General features: G+C 63.6%; 23 protein-coding genes, 1 tRNA gene and 1 pseudogene. 15 read left to right on the top strand and 10 right to left on the bottom strand.

Annotated features, from left to right (window positions below):
- Positions 1-245 precede the first annotated feature (245 nt).
- Positions 246-335: transfer RNA gene (locus tag AC5P5V_RS16590), tRNA-Ser, on the top strand.
- Positions 336-378: 43 nt separating this feature from the next.
- Here AC5P5V_RS16590 and AC5P5V_RS16585 read toward each other — a convergent pair.
- Both AC5P5V_RS16585 and AC5P5V_RS16580 read right to left on the bottom strand, forming a co-directional pair.
- Positions 379-864, bottom strand: a complete 486-nt coding sequence (locus tag AC5P5V_RS16585) for a DUF6713 family protein (RefSeq protein ID WP_229298463.1) — start codon at positions 862-864, stop codon at positions 379-381.
- A gap of 27 nt (positions 865-891) precedes the next feature.
- Positions 892-3,642, bottom strand: a complete 2,751-nt coding sequence (locus tag AC5P5V_RS16580; RefSeq protein ID WP_134968030.1) for a UvrD-helicase domain-containing protein — start codon at positions 3,640-3,642, stop codon at positions 892-894.
- A 188-nt stretch (positions 3,643-3,830) separates the two neighbouring features.
- On the opposite strand from AC5P5V_RS16580, the gene AC5P5V_RS16575 reads away from it, so the two are divergent.
- Positions 3,831-4,040 (top strand): hypothetical protein, encoded by a 210-nt coding sequence (locus AC5P5V_RS16575; RefSeq protein WP_061478908.1) that lies wholly within the window; start codon positions 3,831-3,833, stop codon positions 4,038-4,040.
- A gap of 192 nt (positions 4,041-4,232) precedes the next feature.
- Here AC5P5V_RS16575 and AC5P5V_RS16570 read toward each other — a convergent pair whose 3' ends face one another.
- Positions 4,233-6,374, bottom strand: coding sequence for a TonB-dependent siderophore receptor (locus tag AC5P5V_RS16570; RefSeq protein WP_134968026.1), 2,142 nt, complete (start codon positions 6,372-6,374; stop codon positions 4,233-4,235).
- Positions 6,375-6,498: 124 nt separating this feature from the next.
- Between AC5P5V_RS16570 and AC5P5V_RS16565 the strand changes: the two are divergent.
- Positions 6,499-7,230: pseudogene (locus tag AC5P5V_RS16565) on the top strand (FAD-dependent monooxygenase); the annotation flags it as partial.
- An 8-nt stretch (positions 7,231-7,238) separates the two neighbouring features.
- Here AC5P5V_RS16565 and AC5P5V_RS16560 read toward each other — a convergent pair.
- From AC5P5V_RS16560 to AC5P5V_RS16530, 7 genes are all read right to left on the bottom strand, one after another.
- On the bottom strand, positions 7,239-8,942 hold the full coding sequence (locus tag AC5P5V_RS16560) for an ATP-binding protein (RefSeq protein ID WP_134968025.1): 1,704 nt from the start codon (positions 8,940-8,942) through the stop codon (positions 7,239-7,241).
- A gap of 185 nt (positions 8,943-9,127) precedes the next feature.
- On the bottom strand, positions 9,128-9,310 hold the full coding sequence (locus tag AC5P5V_RS16555; protein WP_134968024.1) for a hypothetical protein: 183 nt from the start codon (positions 9,308-9,310) through the stop codon (positions 9,128-9,130).
- A gap of 10 nt (positions 9,311-9,320) precedes the next feature.
- On the bottom strand, positions 9,321-9,569 hold the full coding sequence (locus tag AC5P5V_RS16550; protein WP_005417258.1) for a hypothetical protein: 249 nt from the start codon (positions 9,567-9,569) through the stop codon (positions 9,321-9,323).
- Between the two features lie 113 nt (positions 9,570-9,682).
- On the bottom strand, positions 9,683-9,928 hold the full coding sequence (locus AC5P5V_RS16545; RefSeq protein WP_061478906.1) for a hypothetical protein: 246 nt from the start codon (positions 9,926-9,928) through the stop codon (positions 9,683-9,685).
- 124 nt (positions 9,929-10,052) lie between these two features.
- Positions 10,053-10,322 (bottom strand): hypothetical protein, encoded by a 270-nt coding sequence (locus AC5P5V_RS16540; protein ID WP_061478905.1) that lies wholly within the window; start codon positions 10,320-10,322, stop codon positions 10,053-10,055.
- 150 nt (positions 10,323-10,472) lie between these two features.
- Positions 10,473-11,684, bottom strand: coding sequence for an MFS transporter (locus AC5P5V_RS16535; RefSeq protein ID WP_061478904.1), 1,212 nt, complete (start codon positions 11,682-11,684; stop codon positions 10,473-10,475).
- 127 nt (positions 11,685-11,811) lie between these two features.
- Positions 11,812-12,231, bottom strand: coding sequence for an HD domain-containing protein (locus AC5P5V_RS16530; RefSeq protein WP_134968023.1), 420 nt, complete (start codon positions 12,229-12,231; stop codon positions 11,812-11,814).
- A 130-nt stretch (positions 12,232-12,361) separates the two neighbouring features.
- Here AC5P5V_RS16530 and AC5P5V_RS16525 point away from each other — a divergent pair, with 130 nt between their 5' ends.
- The 12 genes from AC5P5V_RS16525 to AC5P5V_RS16470 all read left to right on the top strand — a co-directional run bounded on the left by AC5P5V_RS16525 (position 12,362) and on the right by AC5P5V_RS16470 (position 24,621).
- On the top strand, positions 12,362-12,619 hold the full coding sequence (locus AC5P5V_RS16525; RefSeq protein ID WP_005417248.1) for a hypothetical protein: 258 nt from the start codon (positions 12,362-12,364) through the stop codon (positions 12,617-12,619).
- Positions 12,620-12,654: 35 nt separating this feature from the next.
- Positions 12,655-14,334, top strand: a complete 1,680-nt coding sequence (locus AC5P5V_RS16520) for a type IV secretory system conjugative DNA transfer family protein (protein ID WP_134968022.1) — start codon at positions 12,655-12,657, stop codon at positions 14,332-14,334.
- A 424-nt stretch (positions 14,335-14,758) separates the two neighbouring features.
- Positions 14,759-15,205 carry a hypothetical protein gene (locus AC5P5V_RS16515; RefSeq protein ID WP_032954281.1) on the top strand — a complete coding sequence of 149 codons (447 nt, stop codon included), beginning with the start codon at positions 14,759-14,761 and terminating at the stop codon, positions 15,203-15,205.
- Positions 15,206-15,294: 89 nt separating this feature from the next.
- Positions 15,295-16,350 (top strand): VirB8 family type IV secretion system protein, encoded by a 1,056-nt coding sequence (locus tag AC5P5V_RS16510; protein ID WP_134968021.1) that lies wholly within the window; start codon positions 15,295-15,297, stop codon positions 16,348-16,350.
- A complete protein-coding gene (locus AC5P5V_RS16505) occupies positions 16,347-17,126 on the top strand; it encodes a TrbG/VirB9 family P-type conjugative transfer protein (protein ID WP_014037652.1) in 780 nt (259 codons plus the stop codon). Before AC5P5V_RS16510 ends, AC5P5V_RS16505 begins: the two co-directional genes overlap by 4 nt.
- The gene (locus AC5P5V_RS16500; RefSeq protein WP_100473222.1) at positions 17,123-18,394 is read left to right on the top strand and encodes a TrbI/VirB10 family protein; all 1,272 of its coding nucleotides are present in this window, start codon (positions 17,123-17,125) and stop codon (positions 18,392-18,394) included. The genes AC5P5V_RS16505 and AC5P5V_RS16500 overlap by 4 nt, the downstream gene beginning before the upstream one ends.
- Positions 18,395-18,408: 14 nt before the next feature.
- Positions 18,409-19,452: a P-type DNA transfer ATPase VirB11 gene (virB11, locus tag AC5P5V_RS16495; protein ID WP_021202793.1), complete on the top strand. Its 1,044-nt coding sequence runs from the start codon at positions 18,409-18,411 to the stop codon at positions 19,450-19,452.
- Positions 19,453-19,455: 3 nt separating this feature from the next.
- A complete protein-coding gene (locus AC5P5V_RS16490) occupies positions 19,456-20,439 on the top strand; it encodes a lytic transglycosylase domain-containing protein (protein WP_134968020.1) in 984 nt (327 codons plus the stop codon).
- A gap of 73 nt (positions 20,440-20,512) precedes the next feature.
- Positions 20,513-20,923: a TrbC/VirB2 family protein gene (locus AC5P5V_RS16485; RefSeq protein ID WP_134968019.1), complete on the top strand. Its 411-nt coding sequence runs from the start codon at positions 20,513-20,515 to the stop codon at positions 20,921-20,923.
- A complete protein-coding gene (locus tag AC5P5V_RS16480; protein WP_019660289.1) occupies positions 20,916-21,224 on the top strand; it encodes a VirB3 family type IV secretion system protein in 309 nt (102 codons plus the stop codon). The genes AC5P5V_RS16485 and AC5P5V_RS16480 overlap by 8 nt, the downstream gene beginning before the upstream one ends.
- 81 nt (positions 21,225-21,305) lie before the next feature.
- Positions 21,306-23,753 (top strand): VirB4 family type IV secretion/conjugal transfer ATPase, encoded by a 2,448-nt coding sequence (locus AC5P5V_RS16475; protein ID WP_134968018.1) that lies wholly within the window; start codon positions 21,306-21,308, stop codon positions 23,751-23,753.
- Between the two features lie 52 nt (positions 23,754-23,805).
- Positions 23,806-24,621, top strand: coding sequence for a hypothetical protein (locus AC5P5V_RS16470; RefSeq protein WP_134968017.1), 816 nt, complete (start codon positions 23,806-23,808; stop codon positions 24,619-24,621).
- Positions 24,622-24,677 lie beyond the last annotated feature (56 nt).

Below are 24,677 nucleotides of genomic sequence, written 5' to 3'. Positions count from 1 at the left end.
GGTCCGAGCGACTCGGCCAACTCCACGGCTTGGTGCTTGAACTCATCGGTGTAGCTACGACGGGTGATACGGGACATAAGGGACCTCCAAGTGCGATCAAAGTATCGCTTCTTGGCGTCCGCTGACGGGGGGCCAGATCAAAGGTCCCCACCGTGCCGGATGCGGAGGGCAGGGGCAAGGTGGTCTTGGGCAAACGCCCTTCACGTGCGAGAATACGCCGCTGCCCGGGCGACCGGGACCCGATTGGAGAGATGGCCGAGCGGTTTAAGGCACCGGTCTTGAAAACCGGCGAAGGGTCAAACCTTCCGTGGGTTCGAATCCCACTCTCTCCGCCAGTTGATTCAAAGAGCCCCTGGATTCAGGGGCTTTTTCGTCTCGTCAGTCCACGCCATCGATCTGCACGCGAGCCGGGGTAGCACGGCGGCCTTGCATGAGGAGCCCGACGCCGGCCACGAGGCAGGCCGCCAGCGTTGCGATGGAGAGCGGAAGCAGGAACTCGTCACGACCGGCCGCGGCGAAGCCCACATGAATCATGGCGGTGCCGGCGCCAACTGTCCCGCACAGGCTGGCATACGCCCGCGCGGAGGGCTTGGCCAGCACAACCTGGCGATAGCCATGCAGCAGGGCGCCCACAGCGATCAGGTTGAAAGCCAGAAACCCCTGGATGCCGCCAGGAACGCCGAACAGGGCCCACTCGTGCCAGAACGCTGCATCAATCTGGTGCAGGACCAACGCCAGCAGTGTTGCCAGATACCACCGTTCCATGGGGTCGTCCATTTGAATGTCGGCAAAGTCTAGCAGCCGGAGTGAGTAGTCGATCTCCGCCTGGGCGAAGCTCACGGTGACGGTGAGGGCAGTGCGCACATCGCCAGGAAAGCGCAGAGAATACGCTCACCCACGACGCCCGCCCTTCGGCTTGTTATGGCACAACGGATAACTCGAGCACGACCGGAAAGGCCCATGTGGCCCATTGCGGTCCACGAACACGCCCACCTTGCACACCGGGCAGCGCTCTTCGTGGATGGCCGCGCCTGAAATCGCGGTCACTTCCACGGCGCCGTCCTTCACCAGCTCATCCAGGAATGGCGAGTGCTTGCCCTGCAGGGTGAACATCGCAACCGAACGTCGCGCACGCGTCTGCGCGACATAGAACAGGCGCCGTTCTTCGCTCAGCGGATAGGCATCCCCATCCGGCATCGCCAGCGAAAGCACCGGGTCATCCGCGCGCAGGCTCGGGAAGCTGCGGTTGATCATGCCCGGCAGGATCACGTAGTCCGCCTCGCGCCCCTTCGATCGATGGGTGGTCAGGAACTCGACCTCCATCGTGCTGCCAAAGGCCGTCTTCCAATCCAAAGGCATCGCGCTGCGGTCCGCGCGATACCGCCCCAGAATGAATACAGTCACGCGCCCGTTGCGGCCCTGCGGCACTGCACCTGACAGCAGTTGCTGGTGCAGCGTCGCAAGGTATTGGCGAACACCATCCTGCACCTCCTCACGCCGGTTCATCTGGAACGCCTGCAGCACAGGTCCCATTGCCGGCGCAGCAGAGCGAACTTCCTTGGTGATCTGCACCGGATTGCGGCTGATGAAGCGGCTGGAAACATCACACAGTGCTTGCGGGCAGCGGAACGTCTGCTCCAGTTTCAGCACCTGGCCATGCCCCATCCATTCGCGGAATCCGGTCATCACCGAAACGTCGGCGCCAGCGAAGCGGTTGATCGACTGCCAGTCATCGCCCACCGCAAACAGATAGCGGCCCGGTTGGCTGACCAGCGCACGGCAGAGGCGCGCACGGGCGCGCGAGGCATCCTGGAATTCGTCGGCCATCACCAGATCGTAGGGTGATTCATAGTGGCCCTGTTCCAGCAGCCCGGCGGCCATGTTGAGCATGTCCTCGAAGTCGATGCCACGTTCGTCCGCCAGTGCGTTGTCCCAGGCCTGGAAAACCGGCCCGGCGATTTCCAGGAAGCGCCGGTAGCGTTCCTTGAACTGGTCTTCGGGCATCTGCCGCAGGCGTGCGGCCATGTCATCCAGCGTCAGGCAGTTGCTCTTGGCATGCGCAATGAAGGTGCGCATCAGGCCGATCAGGTCTGCATCCGGCATTGGTTTGGCGCCCTGGTCGGGCAGTTCGCGGTCCGGGTTCGGGTCGAGCTCGACGTTGTAGTCGTCCAGCCTCTCGGCCAGATGGCGCAGGGCGTCTCCGCTGCGCAGGCCATACGAGGTGGTCTCGACAAGAGCCGTGCCACGCGCCGCATGCTGCTCGCGCTTCCAGTGCATGCCTTCTGCGTAGTTGGCGAAATGCTTCGGCGGCTGGCCACCGGCATCCAACGCAAAGTGCTCGTGATACAGCCCGGCGTCCGGATAATAGAAATCAGGGCGATACTGGCGATAGGTGTCGGTCGCCGTATCGAATTCGTAGCGCCGTTCGTAGTCGTAGGTCACGCCGTTGTAGAACAGCCAGTCAGCGATCACGCACTCTTCCTGGCTCTTCACCCGCTCACCCTGCAGGGTGCGGATGTAGGGCGTGCCATCGCGGTCGTAACCATCGGCCATCATGTCGGCACCCAACGGCGGCAGATCGCGTCCGAACACAAGGCGGAACATGTCCCACTGGGTGCGGAAGTGGGTCGAACGGTCCTTCAGGTCGTCCACCAGTTCGGCCAGCTTGTTGAAGCCCAGCGTGGCGTCGATCGCCCATTCCGGGATATCAGGCTTGCGTCCCGTGGCCTTGGCGATGATGGCCAGGCCCAGGGCGTGGAAGGTCCGCGCCTCGACCACGATGTCGCCCATGCCGAGCCGGTCGAAGCATCGTCGCGCGCGTTCCTCCAGCTCGTTGGCAGCGTCCTTGTTGAAGGCGAGCATCACGATCCGCTCGGGTTCGACGAAGCCGCGGTCGATGGCATAGGCCGCCTTGGCGACCATCGTGGAGGTCTTGCCGGAGCCGGCCGCGGCCACGACCTGCACGCGGTTGTCGAAGCAGAAGACGGCGCGGGCCTGTTCCTCGGTCAGGGGCTTGCTCTCGACCCGGTCGAGGAAGTCCTTGGCCAGCACCTGCTCACGCGTTGCCATGGTCGCGTTGGCGTCGGCCCAGATGGCGGGCCAATCCAGGTGCCAGTCATTCAGTGCCTCAAGCGCGGCCAGATGGCGGCTGGAGCGCAGGTCGCCGTGCACGCTCGCATCGAGGAACAGACTCTCCAGCTCATCCGGGGAGAGCGGCAGGGCAGGCCGATCAGCCAGCAACGCCTGCTGCTGCTCATGGGTGATCCAGCGTCGGCTGGCGTGACCTCGATCAGTCAGTGCGTCCGCCGCGCTCAACCAGGCTTGGATCTGTTCGAGGATCTTCTCGAACAGATCCTTGCGCCCGCGCGTGCTGCGCGCGAAGAGCAGGCCCCGCACAGCCCCTGCAAGCTGGGACGCTTGCCCGTTGGGCAGGCCGCCCACGGACACGGAACCGCTGTCGGTCTGCAATGAAACGCTGGCCCAGAAAAACCCTGGAATGACCTGCACGCTGTGATCGTCATCCACGCGCTGCCGGTACTGTTGGCCTGCGGTGTTCAGCTCGATGCATTCGCCATCCAGCCGCAACCGCCAGTGTGGCGAGCGTGTCACACGTTGGCCCCAGCCCGAGGGGCGCCATTCCATAGACATCCAGGTACTGCCTTGCAAACGTCAATCGGGCATGTAGAGCCCCTAAGCCCGCATGATAAGGGGCCTTGACGTTGCATGGGGTCTTTCCTGCGCGGGCAGGGCGCATCCAGATGCCGTCTATCTCAGCTCGCCCAAGCGCCAGGCGCATGGCACCATGAAAGGCCTGAATCCAAGAGCTGGCCATGGAAATTGACTGGTACCAGATCGGAACCTTGAAGCACATCGGTGGCGGCTACGATATCCGGACGGATCCATTGAACATCCTGGTGACCACTGCGAAGCAAGGGCACGAGGGCGAAGTCTCTGACATGCTTATCGTGATGGACGATGGCACCGTCATTCCACCGGACGGGATCATGCGTCTGGCACGGGCGCCTGGCCGGATCCGTTAGGAGATCCAGAACCTGCTGTGTCAGCAGTAGTGGCTGAATCACTCAAGCGTACGAGACCCTCGGTGCTGCAAGATGCGCTCCGTCACAGGCTATCGTTCCTTGGCGATCTCCGTCACTGTCACGCTCGCGATACGAAAGTGCGGTGGAGGTAGGCAGCCACCTCCCCCTGTCATCATGGTTCGCAGCCCTGCGTCAGAAGCTGTATGCCGCCTGCACATACACCCGCCGCGGCTCGCCCGGGAAATGCCCGTTGCGTTCGATGAAGCCACTGGCTGCGTACACCTTGTCGAACAGATTCTTGACGTTGGCCTGGAACTGCCACTGCTTCCACGTGGTCTTCCAGCTCATGTCGAATACCGTGTAAGCCTTGACCGTCTGCCCATCCAGGCTGACACGCTCGCCCACGTGGTCGGCGCCGAAGCCGATGGCCGAGTTGATCGAAGGCAGGTCGTAGCGCGTCCACAGGCCGAGCTTGTTGCGTGGCGCATTCGCGAAGCGGTCGCCGGAGGCATTGGTGATGCCGTTCGGTCCGGCGTCCTTTACCCGTGCGTCGTTGTAGGCGTAGGTCAGGTTCACCACCCAGCGCTCGGTCACGTCGGCCAGCAGGTCCAGTTCCATGCCCGTGCTGCGTACCAGGCCCAGTGCAGCGAGTTGGTTTACCCCGCCGACCACCTCGCCGGTGGCCTGCACGATGTTGCTGCGGTCGATGCGGTAGGCCGCCATGTTCAGGGTCACACGGTCGGCCAGCAGGGACTTCAGGCCGACTTCCCATTGCCTGCTGCGCTCCGCGTCGAACGGTCCGCCGGCCGCCGGGTTCTGGTTGGTGGCACTCTGCGGCACGAAGCCGCTGGCGATGTTGGCGTACAGGTTCACGCCGTCCCGGACGGTAAAGGTACTGCCCAGACGCCAGCTGAGCGCGTTGCCATCCACGCTGCTGCCGCCCATGCGGTCCTCATCCTTGAAGCCATCCCAGCGCAGTCCGGCCAGCACGTGCCAGCGCGTGCCCAGCGCCAGCTCGTCCTGAAGATAGCCGCCGTAGCGCTTGCTGCGGGTGGCGGTGCTGCGCCAGGGCAGGGCGGCCAGGTTGTAGTCATGCCAGGTGCTCGCGCCATAGACCGGGTTGAACAGGTCGATGCCGCGCACCGGGCCGGCGCCGCGTGCCAGGTCGGCACTGTTGGCGGTCTGCGCCGTGAAGTCGGCGTCGAGCTGATACACGTCGGCGCCGAACAGCACCTTGTGTTCGATACGGCCGGTGTTGATCCGCCAGACGGCATTGCCGCTGGCGGTGAAGGCCTCGTTGTCGCGGATCTGGTTGCGCAGCTGGCGCGTCATCCATTCGGCCACCCCGTCGCGGTCACGATCAATCAGCCCCATCGGCTCGTGGTACATCTGGTGCTCGTTGTTGCTGAACCAGCGCGCAGCAATGTCCACGTCCAGCGTATCGAGCGGTGCGAAGCGGTACTGCGCCAGTGCGACCCTGGCGCGCATGTCGAGGAAGTCGCTGGCCTCGTTGTGGTTCCATCGCCTGTCGATCAGGAAGCTGCCGGCATCGTTCACTGGCACACCGCGCAGCCGGTTGCCGCCCAGGTTCTGGGCGATGTCGGTGAACTGCAGCACCAGTTCGCCGGTCTGGCCAACGTCGAAGGCCAGCGATGCATCGCCGATCACGCTTTCGCTGTCGGCGTTCCAGCGCACGCCCTGCTCGCTGTCGGCATACAGGCCGGCGCGATAGCGGATGCTGCCGCTGGCATTCAGCGGGCCGGTGCCTTCGATCGATCCGGCGCGGAAGTCCTTGTCACCTGCCTGCAGCTCGATGCGGCGTTCGGCGCGCGCCTTGGGCTTGCGCGTTACATAGTTGATGATGCCGCCCGCATCACCACCGCCGTACAGCGCACCGGCCGGGCCCTTCAGCACTTCCACGCGTTCGATGTTGAACAGCTGCGGCACCGAGAAGCCTGCATAGGGATCACCGCGCAGGCCGTCGTAGAGCACGTTCTCCTGGCGGAACCCGCGCAGGGTGACGCCGGCATAGCTGAAGAAGCTGATGCCGCTGATGCTGCGGTACAGATCGGTGACCTGGCGCGCCGCCTGGTCGTCGATCAGCTCGCGTGGCACGACCTGGATCGACTGCGGTACGCGCTCCAGCGGAGTATCGGTGCGGGTGCCGACGGCTGCATCGTTGGCGCGGTACAGGGTCTGCGCGCGGCCGCGGACTTCCACTTTGTCCAGGTCCCGCGGGGCGTCAGTGGAGGCCTCGGAAGCCAGTGCAGGTGTAGCCAGAGCAAGGGGCAGCGCCAGGCAGAGGGCGTGCTTGAGCGGGGTCGGAAGGGGCATGAGGGACGAGGCTTGGCTGCAAATGAGAAAGATTAGCATTTGCAGTGCTTCGGGACCTATCCCCCGGATGCACTATGGACGCGGGCCCGGGTCGGTATACGGGGTGCCGGCCAGAGCCACCAGCATGTCCGGGCGGCAGGCAACGATCACCGCGTTGCATTTGGCCACCACATGGACCGATGCCGCGCGCCAGGCCACGGCCTATCGCAGCGGCCGCGTGCTGTTGGCTGGTGATGCGGCGCACATGCATTCGCCGCTGGGAGGTCAGGGCCTGAATCTCGGCATCGGCGATGCGATGAACCTGGGGTGGAAGCTGGCCGCCGTGGCGCGAGGCGACGCCGCCGAGACGCTGCTGGACAGCTATCAGGCTGAGCGTCATCCGATCGGCGCCCGGGTGCTCGACTGGTCGCGTGCGCAGGTGGCGTTGATGCGACCAGGCCCAGGGCAGCGCGCGCTGGCGGCGGTCTTCGCCGACCTGGCCGCGACCCGCGACGGTGCCACCTATCTCGCTGAGCGGCTGTGGGGCGTGGCACAACCAGCGGTGTTCGACGGCGAGCATCCGTGGGTTGGCCAAAGCGTGCCTGACGTCCAGCTGGCCAATGGCGATCGCATGGGGGAGCTGCTGCGCGCAGGGAAGGGCGTGCTGCTGGGGCTCGATACCGGCGTTTCACTCGGCCCGATCTTTGCGCGCTGGCAACGCTCGGTTCCCTGCGTGATATCCACGGCGCGCGATGCGATGGGACTGGGCGCGGTGCTGGTCCGCCCTGACGGTATCGTCGCTTGGGCCTGCGATGTCGGCGGCGATGCGTCGGGGCTGGAGTCTTCGCTGGAACGCTGGTTCGGTTTGCCGTGGTGAGCGACCGGCTAGGGCGATGCCATCACAGCCAGCGCGCGGCGCGCGGTCTCGGTCATCACCGAGGCCAGCTGCTTCAATGAGTACGGCTTGCGCAGCAGGGTGAAGCCATGGCCAGGATCCCGCGCCAGCAATTCGCTGTAGCCGCTGGTGAGGATCACCGGAAGCTCCGGAAAGCGGGCGCGGATGGCACGGGCCAGATCCAGGCCGTTCATGCCCGGCATTACCACGTCGCTGAACACCAGATGGAAGCGCGAGGCATCCCGTTCCAGCTCGGCCAGGGCCTCGTCCGCATTGCGTGCAAGGACCACGCTGTAGTCGAGTTCGCGCAGGGCGCCCACCGCAAATTCGGCCACGTCGACGTTGTCTTCCACCACCAGCACGCAGACGCCATGACCATGCTGCAGCCCCGATTGCGCCGCCGGCCGTTCAGTCGTTTCTCCTGCCTGCGCCAGCGGCAGATACAGCGTAAAGCGGGTACCGGCGCCGGCCTGGCTCTGCACATCCACCTCGCCTTCTGACTGCTTGACGAAGCCGAATACCTGGCTGAGACCGAGCCCGGTCCCGGCGCCCACGCTCTTGGTGGTGAAGAAGGGCTCGAAAATGCGGTCAACCACCGCAGGGTCGATGCCCGCTCCGGTGTCGGTCACACTGATTGCGGCAAAGTCGCCCTTCATCGGCGCGGCGAAGCGCACCGAAGGCACCGCGGTGACCCGTTCCACTTCGATGGTCACCCGGCCGTGTCCGTTGATTGCATCGCGGGCATTGACCGCGATGTTGATCAATGCAGTGTCCAGCTGGGTCCGGTCCAGCAGTACCGGCATCGGTGTATCGGGCAATGCCAACGACACCTGGATGCGCGCGCCGAGTACCGTGGTGATGATATCCGAGAGCGCGTGCACGCTTTCGCAGAGGTCGAAGACCTCCGGCGACAGACTCTGGCGACGCGAGAATGCAAGCAGTTGCGCGGTCAGCTTGGTGGCGCGGTCCGACGCTGTTGCAATGGCCTGGATGTAGCGGCGCCGGGTGTCGTCTGCGGGCCACGTGTGCAGGAGCATGTCTACCGAACCCGTGATGACCTGCAGCAGGTTGTTGAAGTCGTGGGCCACCCCGCCGGTGAGCTGGCCGATCGCCTCCAGCTTCTGCGATTGCCGCAGCTGCTCGCGGGCGCGCACCAGTTCCAGATGGGCCTCCCGCGCCTGCTCGGTGATCGCCGCGACCTGGCGGCTGTGCAGGTCGCGCTCGATCACCCGTTCGGTCTGTTCGCTGACCACGCACAGGATGCCGGCCACACTGCCGCAGCCGACGCGCAGCGGCGAATAGGAGAACGTCCAGAATGTTTCACGCAGCGTGCCGTCGCGATCCATCATCAACGGGAGATTCTTGAAGCTGCGGCTGGTGCCGGCGAAGGCATCGTTGACGGCCTGCACCACGTCTGGCCATACGTCCGCCCAGACATCCTCCAGGCGATTGCCCATCGCGCCGTGCAGTTTTTCACCCAGCATGGGCAGGTAGGCATCATTGAAGAAGAACGCCTTGTCTTCCTTGCCCCAGGCAAGCCACAGCGGTTCTGGCGAATCCAGGATCATCGCCAGCAACGTGCGAAGTTCGGCGGGTGCGCTTGCGGCAGTGGCCGAGCGGGCCCAGTCACTGTCCTGCAGCAGTCGGTAGGCGAGCTGATCAGGTGCAGAGACTGGCAGGGGAAAAGGATGCATGGCCGCCATTGGCGCAGGAAGGTGGCGCAGCATAGCCGAGCGCATGTCATGACGCTCTGCACACCGCCGACATGAAAGGCCTCGCCACTTCGCCGTCGACGTGGCAGGGATGCACCCATTGTTCCGCAGGTTGCCGCTATCGCGGCGCAGCGCGAAGGGAGGCGACGCTGGCCTGAGCGGCGGGTCTAGCCCTCACGACCTGCCTGCGCGGTGAGCGCATCCCGGCCAGCCTCGGTGAGATCGATATCCCCGTCCTCTGCCTGTACCGCCCACCCGGCGGTCACCGCCCACGTGGCGGCATCACCGCGCACCGGTTCTGCAGCGGCGATGGCCTGGAGTATTTTCCGCTGTTCCGCAGTCATTGCCACGTCGCGGTCCTCAAATACCCAGCAACGACGCCGGTTGCCAGTCCGACAGCCGGGCATGGCTGACCGGCTGATGGCAGCCGCACCCGTCGCAGCGGAACAATGCTCCACCTGGCAAGTGCACCAGATTGTCCTCACTGGCCGAGCTGGTCGATGTGCAATGCCGGCAGGTGACCGTGAGCGCGGTGATGCGCTGCACGCCCCCTGACAGATCGAACACGGCCTCGAACGCGCGAATGACAGGGTGGGCAGTGTCCGGCATCTGAATCTCGACAGGGTGGGGAGACCTCATCGTCGCGCGCCGGTTGTGATGGGCCAGTCAGCCAGGTGCATGGGCATGATCAAGACAGCCGCGGCAACCGGCAGCGCTCCTTTTCAGAGATCCTTTTTCTTTCCGCTCAGGTCCAGCGGCTTGTCACTGCCGCCGCGCTCGCTCGACCACACTTCCACACCCTTGTTGCAACGGCTCTCGCGGGCAGCGACCTCGCGCGGCAGATCCTTCAGATGGGGTGACTCCTGGCAGGCCGGATGCATGGCGCTGTCGTCATAGGTGGCGCAGGCGCTGAGCGACGCCAGGGCGATGGCAGTGAGGGTGGCGCGGAATGAAGACTGCAGAGTCATGAGATGGCCTCGGGTAATGCCAGGATGGCCATGGAATTCAAATCCGTGACGCCGGGCATGCACAATCGGACCCATTGCACTTGTTATTCTGTAACAAATGCGCAATAGTCCGGCCCCTGCTGGGTCAGGCGATGCAGATCATCAGCACCATGCACAGCGCCACCATCAGCACGAACACACGACGGCTCAGTGCCAGGCAGGCCAGATAGGCTGCGAGCGCCCACGCTGCCAGCAGCGCGCAGGCCATCACCCACAGCCCGATCCCCATCATCGAATCGACTGCCATCGCAGACAAGGCAATGGCCTTGGACAACGCCACCCCCAACACGCTGCCCAGCATGCCGGCCTGCAAGGCGATGGCATCGTGGCGGGCAGGTGCGCGGTGGTGGTGCATTGCGGGTCCGGTGCAGGCCGAGAATGCGGCGTCGGCTGCACTGTGCCGAAATGCACATCCACGAAATGTGTTCATCGCGCGCCAGATGCGCGACGAAGCCCGCGCAGTCGACTGGTCGACCTGTGAATCCGGTGGTTGGACGCCCGTTCTTCAGTGGTTGCCGGCGGCGACGGTCTTGCGCTTCCTGTCCAGCATCACCGCCGCGCACCACAGCAGCAGGCCGCCGATCGCGGTGGCCGCACCGACATAGCCGGTACTGGCCGGGCTGAAGCCGGCGCTGATCGCCATGCCGCCCAGCCACGGGCCGAGTGCGTTGGCGGTATTGAAGGCGGCATGATTGGAGGCGGCCGCCAGCGTCTGCGCTTCGCCGGCCACATCCATCAGGCGCGTCTGCAGTACCGCTGCCAGCGCGCCCATGGTGCCGACCGTGATGATCATCGGGCCGATGGTCCACACCGACTGTGCGGCCAGCGGATACAGCAGCAGCATCACGATCGACCACAGCAGCACCACGGCGGCGGCCTTGAAATGGAACTTGTCCACCAGCCAGCCACCGGCGATGTTGCCGATGATCGCGCCGATGCCGAACACGCCCACTGCCAGCGGCATCCACGATTCGGCCACGCCGGTGACCTGCACGAGGGTGGGCGCGAGGTAGGTGAACACGCAGAACATGCCGGCGAAGCCGACCGCACCGATCGCCAGCGCCAGCCACACCTGGGATGTGTTGAAGGCGCGCAGTTCGCGCATCGGCGAGGTACGCACTTCGTCCGGGTCCGGCAGCAGGAAGCGCGCGATCATCGCCACCGTGGCAATGGCCAGCACGCTGACCAGGGCAAAGGCGGTGCGCCAGCTCAACTGCTGGCCCAGCCAGGTGGTCAACGGATTGCCGACCAGGATCGCGATCGACAGGCCCAGCAGCACCCGCGACATCGCCTGGCCGCGCTGGCCGGCAGGGCTGATCGCAGCGGCCACCAGCATCGCAACGCCGAAGTAGGCGCCATGCGGCAGGCCGGCGACGAAGCGTGCCACCAGCATCGTGCCGTAATTCGGTGCCAGCGCGCTGGCCAGGTTGCCGATCGCGTAGAAGCCCATCAGCGCCAACAGCAGCTTGCGGCGCGGGAAGCTGGCACCCACGAAGGCGAGGATCGGGGCACCGACCACCACGCCGATGGCGTAGGCGCTGATCAGGTGCCCGACCTGGGTTTCGGAAATCGACAGGCCGCGGCTGATCTCCAGCATCAGCCCCATGCTGGCGAATTCGCTGGTGCCGATGGCAAATCCACCCAGCGACAGGGCGAGGATGATCAGGGTGCGCTGGCGGGGCGTCAGCCGCGCAGCCAGGGAAGAGTTGGGGCTCATGCGGGGGCGCGATGGGGCGGGGGAGCCGTCCATTGTACTGCTGCACTGCAACAGGAGCAGCAGCACTCAGGGTAAATCAGCGTTTGATCGGTGACACGCCGGCCCTCCGCGCCGCCTCGCGGCCGGCTCAGATGCCCAGCGCCGCCCGGGCATGAGCGTATTTGTCGCGAAGGCGCCCTGCCGTGGTCCCGTCCAGCATCGCCAGCCGCTGTGGATCGGCGTTGTCATCCAGATCGGCGCGCTTCACTTTCAATGCCAGCGGGTGGGCGGCAATGCGCGCGTAGTAGCTGTCCGCGTCAGGAGCTGCATCGCGGTTGAGCAGTTGCACCGCCTCGCGCAGCGGCGCCGGAAATACCTCGATCCGCGCGGCAAACGCCGGGCAGTCCTCGGCCACGTCATGCAGCCAGGCCACCACTTCGGCGGCATCGTCGCCGCGCACGGCGGCCGCCACCCGCGCCACATGGCCGATATAAGGCTGGCCGGCCTTGTCGATCTGCCCCGCGTGGGCCTCGGTGGCCAGCGTACGGGCAAGTGCTACCCAGTCCATTGCAGTCTCCTTGGATATCCGCGCACAGTTTCGCGCGAAAGCCGCAGCGGTTGTGGATGCGCCCATGACGCTGCCACGGGCATGATGGCGAGGCAGGGGACGCAGTGTTGCCCCGACAAGGAGGAGTGAGATGCAGGAATTCAGGCATGTGCTGGAAACCCGTGGACGCTATCAGCTGGTAGCGGTGTCCTACGAGCCGGTGTACGCTCCCGGCGATGTGGTCGGCCATGCGGTCGTCGCCGACGATGGGGATCGTCTGACCGACCTGATATCACTGGCCGAAGCGCGCCAACGCTTGCTCCAACTGGTGCGTGAAGAGGGCGAGGAGCCCGGGCTGGAAAACGAGAACCACCTGCGGAAGAAGGCGTCGCGCTGGCGCCACCGCTAGGCCGTCGCGCCGCGTGCGCATCATGGAGGATTCGGGTGTTGCCCAGTAAGAAGTATCTGCTCATCGCCATCATCACGCTGGCGACCCTGCTGCTCGGTTTCGTGTTTTCCGGCTATCTGACCCTGCTGTTCCTGGGGCTGGACACCCAGCTGTTCACCTGGAACACCTACTACCAGTACGTCCACGCCATCGGCCAACCGCAGGTCGCGCCCTTCGTGGGCAAGATCAAATGGGCTGGCTACGTGGGCTTCGGCCTGCCCCTGCTGGTGCTGCTGGTGGCCGGCCTGGTGCTGCTGCTGAAGAAGGACAAGCGCTCGCTGCACGGCGATGCGCGCTTCGCCACCGGCGCTGACCTGGCCAAGCACGGCATGTTCAAGAAGACCGGGCAGAGCATCGTGGTCGGCAGCCATGGCGGCAAGCTGGTGCGCCTGGATGGCCAGCAGTTCGTGATCCTGGCCGCGCCGACCCGCTCGGGCAAGGGCGTGGGCGTGGTCATCCCGAACCTGCTGGAGTACGGCGAGTCGCTGGTGGTGCTGGACATCAAGCAGGAGAACTTCGACCTGACCAGTGGCTGGCGCGCCAGCCAGGGCCAGGAAATCTATCTGTTCAATCCCTTCGCCGAGGACCGGCGCACGCACCGCTGGAACCCGCTCAGCTACGTCTCCGATGATCCGGCCTTCCGCGTCTCGGACCTGATGAGCATCGCCGCGATGCTGTATCCGGACGGGGCCGAGGACCAGAAATTCTGGGTCAGCCAGGCGCGCAACGCGTTCATGGCCTTCACCCTGTACCTGTTCGAGAACTGGGACGATGAGCGCAGCAGCGGTTTCCCGGGCGGCGCCGGCACTCCCACGCTCGGTGCGGTGTACCGTCTGTCCTCCGGCGACGGCACCGACCTGAAGAAGTACCTCAAGACCCTGTCGGAGCGGCCGTTCCTCAGCACCAACGCCCGTTCGGCATTCGCCAACATGCTGTCGCAGGCCGATGAGACCTTCGCCTCGATCCTGGGCACCTTCAAGGAACCGCTCAATCCCTGGATCAATCCGGTGCTGGACAAGGCCACCAGCTGCAACGACTTCCTGCTGACCGATGTCCGCAAGAAGAAGATGACCATCTATATCGGCATCCAGCCGAACAAGCTGGCCGAGAGCCGGCTGATCATCAACCTGTTCTTCAGCCAGCTGATCAACCTCAACACCAAGGAACTGCCCAAGTCCAACCCGGACCTGAAGTACCAGTGCCTGCTGCTGATGGACGAATTCACCTCGATCGGCAAGGTCGAGATCATCGCCTCGGCGGTGTCCTACATGGCTGGCTACAACATCCGCCTGCTGCCGATCATCCAGAGCATGTCCCAGCTCGACGCCACCTACGGCCGGGAAGTGTCACGCACCATCATCACCAACCATGCCCTGCAGATCCTGTACGCGCCGCGTGAGCAGCAGGATGCCAATGACTATTCGGACATGCTGGGCTACACCACGGTGCGCAAGAAGAACGTCACCCATGCCCGCGAGAAGACCCACAACTTCACCGAGGAACGGCGCGCGCTGATGCTGCCGCAGGAGCTGAAGGCAATGGGGCCGGACATGGAGGTGTTCCTGTATGAGGGCATACCGCATCCGGTGAAGTGCGACAAGATCCGCTACTACAAGGACCGCTACTTCACCTCGAGGCTGCTGCCGAAGGTGGATGTTCCGATGCTGAACGTCTAATTCACGACGCTTAATTTGTGAATTTGATTCGAAGTTAAGAATGTGAATTCGTGATTTTGGTCAAGAATTTGGCATTTGTTCATGGATTTTCAGACTTGTCTGACATGGAATTGACGCGTGGTTGTGCGACTCTGTGTCTGTCGTCCAGAAGTGTGTGCTGGATGTCGAAGATGTAGCAGCAGGGTGGCCAGGAGTTTGTGCCATGGAAACAAGGATGGTTTCGACGTTGGTGAGGTATGCGGATGTGTTGTCGGCTGCGCCGATGGCCCCGCGACCTGGTTGGCAGCCTTTGGGCTGCAGGGGAGCCGGAGTGGGTGCGCTGCACACAGCGTGTCCCTCCGATTCCGGCGTGCGCGATGCAGCGCCGGACGACCAGGGGGCCAATGCTCGGGACTGCTTTTTCGTACGTCAAAGTGAAGCCCGTATGAATCAGGCGTTTATCGCGAAAATGTCCATCGCCGCAGTGGCGGCGCTGATGGTGGCCGGTTGCGCCACCAAGTCCGCTCCGGATTTCGGAGGCCGCTGGAAGCCAGTCAACCGCTTTGCTGCGACGACGACCGAAATTCCGCTGTACTCCAGCTACGTCTACCAGGCCTCGCCGATGGATGGCACGCTCAAAGCCATGCTCGAGCGTTGGGCCAAGGATTCCGGGCGCACGCTGGACTACCGCCTCAGCTCGGATTTCACCCTGTATGGCGCGGTCTCGAACATCGACACCACCAACGCACAGCAGGCCGTGATCGATCTGACCGCAGCCTATGCGGCGCAGGGCATCTCCGTCTCCATTGTCGGCAACCAGATCGTTGTGCAGAGCGCTGGCTCGACGCCGACCGCGTCGGCGCAGGGCGCTGATTCCAACAGCGGCACCTGAGTCCACCTCGAAATCATCGAACGTGCCGCTCCCCGCGCCTGTCGCAGGGGTGCCACGCCCATTGATGTTTCAGCAGTACGGAAGAATCCATGTTCCGCAAGAAGGATCCCGGCAATAGTCCCAAGGTCGAGCAGTCGGTCGCCAAGGCGGTCAGCTACGAGATCACCGTGGCCGACATGGCACGCCGCAGCGAGCGGCGCGCATGGTGGGTCGCCACAGGCTCGTTGCTGATGTCGCTCGCACTGGCGGGCGGCTACTACTACATGCTGCCGCTGAAGGAGAAGGTGCCGTTCCTGGTGATGGCCGATGCCTACACGGGTACCGCGACCGTCGCGCGCCTGAGTGGCACCTTCCAGGGCGAGACGATCACCACCAACGAAGCGATCAATCGCAGCAACGTCGCCCAGTACGTGCTCGCGCGCGAATCGTATGACTCGGCGGTGATGGGCCTGCGTGACTGGGAACTGGTGTTCGTGATGTCCACCGATCCGGTGGCGCAGTCCATGCGTGTCCGCTATGCCGGCAACAATCCGCAGAACCCGTTCGTGATGTACGGTCGCGAGCGCGCCATCCGGGTCAAGATCCTCAGCATCACGCCACTGGGGGCCGAGCCGAACGGCAGCTTCCGCGGCGCTTCGGTGCGCATCCAGCGCAGCCTGCTGGACAAGCGCACCGGCGTCTCTACCTACCTGGACAACCAGCTGGTGACGATGCGCTTCGAGTACAACCAGAACCTGGCGTTGTCCGAGCAGGATCGCATCCTCAACCCGCTGGCGTTCCAGGTCACCGAGTACCGCGTCGACAACGACTACTCGCGTGGTGTGCCGGTACCGGATGACGGCGCCATGCAGGCGCAGGCGCAGCAGGCCGCACAGGCGGCGCAGCAGGCACAGGGTGTCTACGATCCCAACAATCCGGCTGCGGCCACCATGATCGATCCGGCCACCGGCCAGCCGGTCGCGGTGCCAGCCAACGGTCAGGTACCGGGCCAGGCAATGCCGGGACAGCCTGTACAGGGCCAACCGATGCCGGGTCAGCCGGTGCAGGGGCAAGCAATGCCGGGGCAGGCCATGCCCGGACAGCCGGCCATGAGGCCGGTGCAGAACAATTCCACCGGAACTGCTGATGGAGCAAGCAACCGATGAGTAGTCGAAATATCAGGGGAAGCGCGCTGGCGCTGCTGTCGATGTTGTCGTTGCTGTTCTCAGCAGCGGCGATGGCGCAGGCGGTTGACCACTACGAGTACGAGAAGGACCGTATCTATCCGGTTCGCACCGGCCTGGGCCTGACCACCCAGATCGAGTTGAGCCCGAACGAGAAGATCCTCGACTACAGCACCGGCTTCAGCAGCGGCTGGGAACTGACCCGTCGCGAGAACGTGTTCTACCTCAAGCCGAAGAACGTCGACGTCGACACCAACATGATGGTGCGCACCGAGACCCATTCCTACATCTTCGAACTGAAGGTAGTAGCCACCGACTGGCGCCAGCTGGAGCAGGCACGCCGTGCAGGCGTGCAGTACAAGATCGCCTTCGTCTATCCGAACGACACCGTGTTCGGCGTCGCCCAGGAAGCGGTCGAAGAAGAGGCCAAGCCGTTGCTGAGCTCGGAACTGGCCAAGGACCGCCAGTACAACTTCAACTACTCCTATTCGACCAGCAAGGCGAAGAAGATGGGGTGGCTGATCCCGGTCAACGCCTATGACGATGGTCGTTTCACCTACCTGAAACTGCCGAATTCGCCGGAGTACAAGACCGGCATCTTCCCGGCGGTGTTCGGTCGTGAAACGGAATACGGTGAAGACTTCGTGGTCAACACCACGGTTGAAGGCAATACGCTGATCGTGCACGGGACGCACCCGTACCTGGTCATCCGCCACGGCGACTTCGTCGTCGGCCTGCGAAGGAACGTGAAGAAATGAGCCAGCAGAACACTCCCGGAAACGACCCGAACAACGGACGCGACGAGAGCCAGAGCCCGTACGGCGCACAGGGTGCTTCGGACGCGCAGTCGAACCCGTACTTCGGCACGACCCAGGCCGAGCCTGCGCCGGATCTGGATGCGGCCGCGCCGCAGCTGCGCTCGGCCGAAGAGCAGCGGCTGAACCGAAAGGCGCTGCTGTTCCTGGGCGGCATCGTGGTGCTGCTGGTGGCCATGGGTTTCCTGCTGTTCCGCAAGGGCCAGGATGACAAGGACGCTGTGCAGAAGGTGCCGGACGTTGCGCGCGTGTCTACGCCGACTCTGCCGGACGCCGTGCAGACGAGTCCGGTGCCCTCCCAGGCCATGCAACCGGTTGATCCGATTCCGATGACGCCGCCGCTACCGCCGCCGCCGCTGGATTCCACCCCGCTGTTCGTTCCCCAGTCCGATTCGGCGCGCGAGATGGACCGTGGCCCGACTTTGCTGGACCGCCGCATCGGCTCCGGGAGCGGGGTGGGTGGTGGTGATGGACAGGATGGCAACGGGGGCAATGGCGGCCGCGGCATGGATGAGTACACCCGTGCCATGCTGGCCCAGCTGCCCAACAATCAGGCGGCGCCGGCAAAGGTTCGCCGCGGCCCGGACGTCGAGGATGTCTCCAGCGCCACCTACATCCAGAGCCCCGACGCGCTGCTGGTGCGTGGCACCTACCTGCGTTGCGTGTTGGAAACCCGAATCATCACCGATCTCGCCGGCTATACCTCGTGCCTGCTGACCGAGCCGGTGTACTCGATCAACGGTCGCAACCTGCTGCTGCCGAAGGGCTCCAAGATCTATGGCGCCTACGGCGGCGGTCCGATGGGCAAGCGCGTGGAAGTGATCTGGGATCGCATCACCACTCCGAATGGCATCGACGTTGCGATGTCCAGCCCGGGTGTGGATCAGCTGGGTGGCGCCGGTCATCCGGGCCAGTACAGCGCGCACTGGGGCAGCCGTATCGCTTCGGCGCTGATGATCAGCCTGATTTCCGATGCCTTCAAGTATGCGGCCGCCGAGCACGGTCCGGAGACGACGACCATCGCCAACAATGGCATGACGGTGCAGTCGCCCTATGAGAGTGCTACCGCACGCACGATGGAGCGCCTGGCCAACGAGGCACTCAGCAGCAACCGTCGTCCGCCGACCGTCACCATCAACCAGGGCACGATCGTGAACGTCTACGTCGCCAAGGACGTCGACTTCACCAACGTGCTGCATCCCCGCCGGTAACCCAACGAACGATCATGGACGCCGAAGTGTCACCCCTCGCCCTCGTCTCCAGCGATTTCCTGCGCTATCAGTACGAAGTGCTGGGCATCGCCGAGTACATGACCTCTCCGGAAGTGACGGAAATCTGCATCAACCGTCCCGGTGAGCTGTACCTGGAAACCCGGGCGGGGTGGCAGCGGGTGGACGTGCCGAGCCTGACCTTCGAGCGGGCCCGGCAGTTCTGCACGGCGGTGGTGAACGAAAGCAACACCGGCCAGCGCATCACCGATGCCGATCCGGTCGTGTCGCTCACGTTCCCCACCGGCCAGCGTGCACAGTTCGTCATTCCGCCCGCGTGTGACGCTGGCAAGGTGTCGATCACCATCCGTCTGCCGTCCAAGCACACCAAGTCGCTCACGCAGTATCACGAAGACGGCTTCTTCAATCAGATCCTGGAAAGCGATGGCAGCATCAGCGAGCAGGATCGCGAGCTGCTGGAGCTGCGTCATTCGCGAGAGTACGCCGAGTTCTTCCGGCGTGCGGTGATGTACCGCAAGAACATCGTGGTATCCGGTGCGACCGGTAGCGGCAAGACCACCTTCATGAAGGCGCTGGTCAACCATATCCCGGACAACGAGCGCCTGGTCACGATCGAGGACGCGCGCGAGCTGTTCCTGACCCAGCCCAACGTGGTGCACCTGTTGTATTCCAAGGGCGGGCAGAGCACCAGCAATGTGACGGCCAAGAGCTGCATGGAAGCCTGCCTGCGCATGAAGCCCGAGCGCATCATCCTGGCCGAGCTGCGCGGTGACGAAGCGTTCTACTTCATCCGCAACTGCGCGTCCGGCCACCCGGGCTCGATCACCAGCTGCCATGCCGGCAGCCCGGAGCAGACCTGGGACCAGCTGGCGCTGATGGTGAAGGCTTCGGCCGAGGGTTCGGGCCTGGAGTTCAACGTGATCAAGCGGCTGTTGATGATGACCATCGACATCGTCGTGCATATCAAGGCGCATGCCGGTTCGCGCTACATCACCGGCATTGACTTCAATCCTGGGCGTGCCCAGGGGCAGGAGGGCTGAAGGATGCTGCCAGGATTGGAAATGATGGCGTGCCCGGAGATGGCCGTATCGATGGAGGTGATGCAGCACGTCATCAACGTCGAGTCATCGCGCAATCCCTACGCCATCGGTGTGGTGGGCGGTGCACTGGTGCGCCAGCCCAAGGCGCTGGACGAAGCACTGGCGACGGTGCGTATGCTGGAAGAGAAGGGCTACAACTTCTCCATCGGGCTGGCCCAGGTCAATCGCTACAACCTGGGCAAATACGGGCTGGATTCCTACGAGAAGGCCTTCCAGCAGTGCCCGAACCTGCAGGCCGGTTCGCGCATTCTCGCCGAGTGCTACAAGCGCTCTGGTGGTGATTGGGGCAAGTCGTTCAGCTGTTACTACTCGGGCAACTTCGAGACCGGCTTCCGTCACGGCTACGTGCAGAAGATCTACGACTCGATCCGCCGCGGCCAGCAGGTTGCCAGCAATGGTGTTGCGCCGATCGACGTGGTGAGCCGCGGCGAGCGCCGCAGCGTGAAGGTCGAACATCATCCGCAGCTGGCCTCTCCGGCGCAGGCGCGCATCGTTGCTCAATCCAATGGCCCGGTGTACGTGCCGTCGGAAGATCCCGCACGCGCCTATGTCGTGTACCCGTCCACCGGGGCGATGGCGCGGGGTAGTTTGCTGAATCTCGCCGACCAGGCGCTGTCCAAGGTGGTGCTGGGTTCGGTGGACAGGATGATGCAGCCTCAGGCGCAACCCAGCCAAGGGGCCGCCTATCCGCAGCAACAGTCCAGTGGTATGCCGCAGCAGTTGCCTCAGCAGCGTGCTGCGCAGGCGATGGCCATGCCGCAGCAGTTGCCGGGCGCCGCCGGTGCCAGCAATGAGGGGCCCGTGATGCTGCGGCCCTGGAGCGAGCGTAACCAGCCTGTGGCCGGTGCCGACAATTCATTCAACGCGCCGGTGCAGGCCGCACCGGTGCAGCAGATTCCCGCAGGGGATGCGGCCTTCGTGTTCTGACGAAGTCGTGGTGCGGCCAGTCCCCCGGCTGGCCGATTCAGTTGTGTTAGTCCATCAACAAGGAAATCAATCCATGAAGCGATCCAATCTCGACCTCGTCCAGGCCCAGCGCACGCTGAAGACCCTGCTGATGGCCACGATCTTCGTTGGCGCACTGTTCGCCCCCCAGGTGTTCGCCACCAGTCCCGACTTCGGTGGTACCGACAAGAAGGTCTGCGGTTTCTTCTCCAACATCAACGGCCTGCTGAACATGGCCTCGATCGCCGTGGTGACCATCGCGGTGATCTTCGCCGGCTACCAGATCGCCTTCGCGCACAAGCGCATCGGTGACGTCGCGCCGATCCTGATCGGTGGCGTGCTGATCGGTGCCGCCGGACAGATCGCGCGCATGCTGCTGGGCGAAGGCAGTGATGGCAAGTGCGGTGGCGGCACCGGCACCACCTATTACCTGATCAACAACGCGATCCAGTACTACAGTGCATAAGAACGTCGTGTTCCGCGGCTGCACGCGCCCGGCCATGTTCCTGGGCGTGCCTTACCTGCCATTCTTCATGGTGGCAGGTGGTTTGCTGCTGCTCAGCATGTATACGAACTTCTGGTTCCTGCTCACCATTCCGGTGGCGGTCTTCATCATGCGGCAGATGGCCAAGCGTGATGAAATGATCTTCCGCCTGTTGGGCCTGCGCCTGATGTTCAAGCTGAAAGTCCGCAACGTGCAGGAACACGATGGCATGTGGGTGTTCAACCCCAACCATTACCGCGACAAGCCGGCCCGAATGGATTGAGGTCCGGATCCGGCCCGGCGGGCGCCAGCGCCCGTCGGGTCTGTTGAAACTTCTTGGCAGCACCTCTTTGGAAGCAGTCGTATGTTCAGCCCAGACACCTCCATCAGCGAGTTCATTCCATTGTCGTCGCACGTCGCCCCGAACGTGGTCAAGACCACGGGCGGCGACTACCTGCTGACCTGGCATCTGGAAGGGCTGCCGTTCGTCGGCCGTGAGGAGTGGGAGCTGGAGCATCGCCACAACACGTTCAACCGCCTGCTGCAGACGCTGCGTGCTCCCGACTTCGTGAACGTGGCGTTCTGGGTGCATGACATCCGTCGTCGCCGCACGCTGAAGGGAAAGAGCAACTACAAGCAGCGCTTCAACCAGGACGTGTCCGACCAGTACATGGGCATGCTGTCCTCGCAGCGCATCATGCAGAACGAGCTGTACCTGACCATGATCTATCGCCCCGTGGTGGCGGGTAAGCGGTTCGTCGAGAAGTCGGCGAACGTGGACAAGCTGCGCGCGGAGCAGGAGCAGGCAGTCGAAAAGCTGATGGAACTGGCGGGCAACGTCGAGGCCGTGATCCGCGACTACGCGCCGTACCGCCTGGGCATGTATGAGGCCAAGAATGGCGTGGTGTTCTCGGAAACGCTGGAGCTTTTCGGTTACCTGATCAATCGCATCGACGAACCGGTGCCGGTGCTGTCGGCGCCAATCAAGGATTACCTGCCGGTCAGCCGTCATATGTTCTCGGCCAAGACCGGTGACTTCGTCATCAATACCCCCAATGGTGCCAACCACTTCGGCGCTATCCTGAACATCAAGGAGTATGCCGAGGGAACGTACCCGGGCATCCTCAACGGCCTGAAGTACCTGGACTACGAGTACGTCATCACCCATTCGTTCAGCCCGATGGGACGCCAGGATGCGCTCAAGGTGCTCGACCGCACCAAGGGCATGATGATCTCCTCAGGCGACAAGGCGGTGAGCCAGATCGTCGAGCTGGACCAGGCGATGGATCAGCTGTCGTCGGGCAACTTCGTGCTGGGTGAATACCACTTCATCATGGCGGTCTACGGCGACACCCAGGCCAAGCTGTCGCAGAACGTCGCTTCGACCCGCGCAGAGCTATCCAACGCCGGCTTCGTGTCGACCAAGGAAGACCTGGCGGTTACCTCGTCCTTCTATTCGCAGCTGCCGGGCAACTGGCGCTATCGCACACGCTTGGCCAATGTCAGCTCGCTGAACTTCCTGGGCCTCTCGCCGCTGCACAACTTCGCCACTGGCAAGCAGCACAACAACCCGTGGGGCGACTGCGTCACCACGCTGCAGACCACCAACGGCCAGCCGTACTACTTCAATTTCCACGCGACCCATCCGTCGGAAAACTCGCTGGGGGAGAAGGCGATCGCCAACAGCATGGTGATCGGCAAGTCCGGTACCGGTAAGACCGCGCTGATCAACTTCCTGCTCAGCCAGGTGCAGAAGTATGAGCCGTCGCCGACCATCTTCTTCTTCGACAAGGACCGTGGTGCGGAAATCTTCGTGCGGGCCTGTGGAGGCAACTACCTGGCCCTGGAGAACGGCGCGCCGACCGGCTTCAACCCGTTCCAGTGCGAGAACAACGAAGCCAACGTGCAGTTCCTGGCCGACCTGATCAAGGTGCTGGCCGGCAAGCGTGAGTACAGCGCCCGCGAGGAAGAAGACATCTATCGCGCGGTGGAAAGCATGCTCGATACGCCGATGCATCTGCGCAGCATGACCAATTTCCAGAAGAGCCTGCCCAACATGGGTGACGATGGCCTCTACGCGCGCATGCGGCGCTGGACCTCGGGCAATTCGCTGGGCTGGGTCTTCGACAATCCGGTCGACACCGTTGATCTGAGCAAGGCCAACATCATCGGCTTCGACTACACCGACATCATCGACAACCCCGAAGTGCGCGTGCCGGTCATCAACTACCTGCTGCACCGCCTGGAGTCGCTGATCGATGGTCGTCCGCTGATCTACGTGATGGACGAATTCTGGAAGATCCTGGATGGCGAAGGTGGCCTGAAGGAGTTCGCGAAGAACAAGCAGAAGACCATTCGTAAGCAGAATGGCCTGGGCATCTTCGCGACGCAGAGCCCGGAGGACGCGCTGAAGAGCGACATCTCGGCAGCGCTGATCGAGCAGACTGCCACGTTGATCCTGCTGCCGAACCCGAACGCCAGCAAGAGCGACTACATGGACGGCCTGAAGCTGACCGAGGCCGAGTTCAAGGTGGTCACTGCCCTGGACGAGCGCTCGCGCTGCTTCCTGGTCAAGCAGGGTCATGCCTCCAGCGTGTGCCAGCTCAACCTGCGTGGCATGGACGACATCCTCTCGGTGATCTCGGCCTCGACCGATAACATCGACATCATGCATCGGGTGTTGCAGACCGCTGCAGTCCGCAACCGGATCACCGTGGATGAGCTGACGCCGGAACAGTGGCTTGAAGATTTCTACAAGAATCGAAAGGGCTCGGGCAAGGCGGCTGTCGCAGCGCGCGACACTGTTACCTGATCCGCGAGACGGCCTGCCCGAAGACTACGAGTTCCGATCAATGGAGACTGATATGAACAATACCAAGCAAGCTTCCTCGCCCCGCCGCCGCGCGCCCCGTCTTGCAGCGATGACCGTGGCAGCCATGATGGCGCTCGGCACCGGCAATGTCAGCGCCTGGATTCCCGTGCAGGAGACCGGTACCAGCCTCATCCAGCACCTGCTCAATCAGATCAACACCTACAAGACCGAGGCGACCGTCTACGCGGCCAAAGCGCAGGACGCGGCCGAGTACGTCGAGCAGAACACCCGCTGGATCCGCACGCTGGAGCAGTATCGCCAGGCGCTGATCCAGGTGCAGGCGGCGGTGAACAGCTTCGGCATGCCCGACAGCGCGCCGCTGGTGCCGGTGGCACCGAACTATTTGGTTGCCGAAACCTGCGGCAAGGCGCTGGACTTCAGCCTGGAGTCCGCCTTCAAGGTGTTCGTGTTCAATCCGCAGGCGGATGTGAAGGAGCAGCAGATGCAGATCTGCGTCAACATCCGGATGATGCAGAACCGCAAGTACAACGACGCGATCGATTTCCTGACCCAGACCGTTCCGCGCATCAACAACTCCTTGACCCGCATCCTCAAGATCCGCCTGACCAACAACGATCAGGGCACCGTGCAGGGTGCCGACAGCGAATCGCTCCGCACCGCCAATGACATTGCCGCACTTGCCCAGAGCTGGGAAGCACGGATGAAATCCTATGATGCCTATATCGAGGTCATGGAGGCCAACCAGAAGGTGGTGGCGCAGGCCGCATTGAAGGGGGACCCGACCAAGCAGCTGATCAGCGACATGGTCAAGACCACCGCACTGAAGGCCGCGCTCAGCGTCAATTGATTGCAGGCCGCTAGTACGTAGACAGGGGCTGCAAAGCAATGCGGCATTTCATGCAG

The sequence above is a fragment of the Stenotrophomonas sp. YJH_SMC_130 genome, assembly GCF_059369035.1.
The sequence above is the reverse complement of the archived record's forward strand: the minus strand, read 5'-3'. Positions and strand labels throughout refer to the sequence as shown.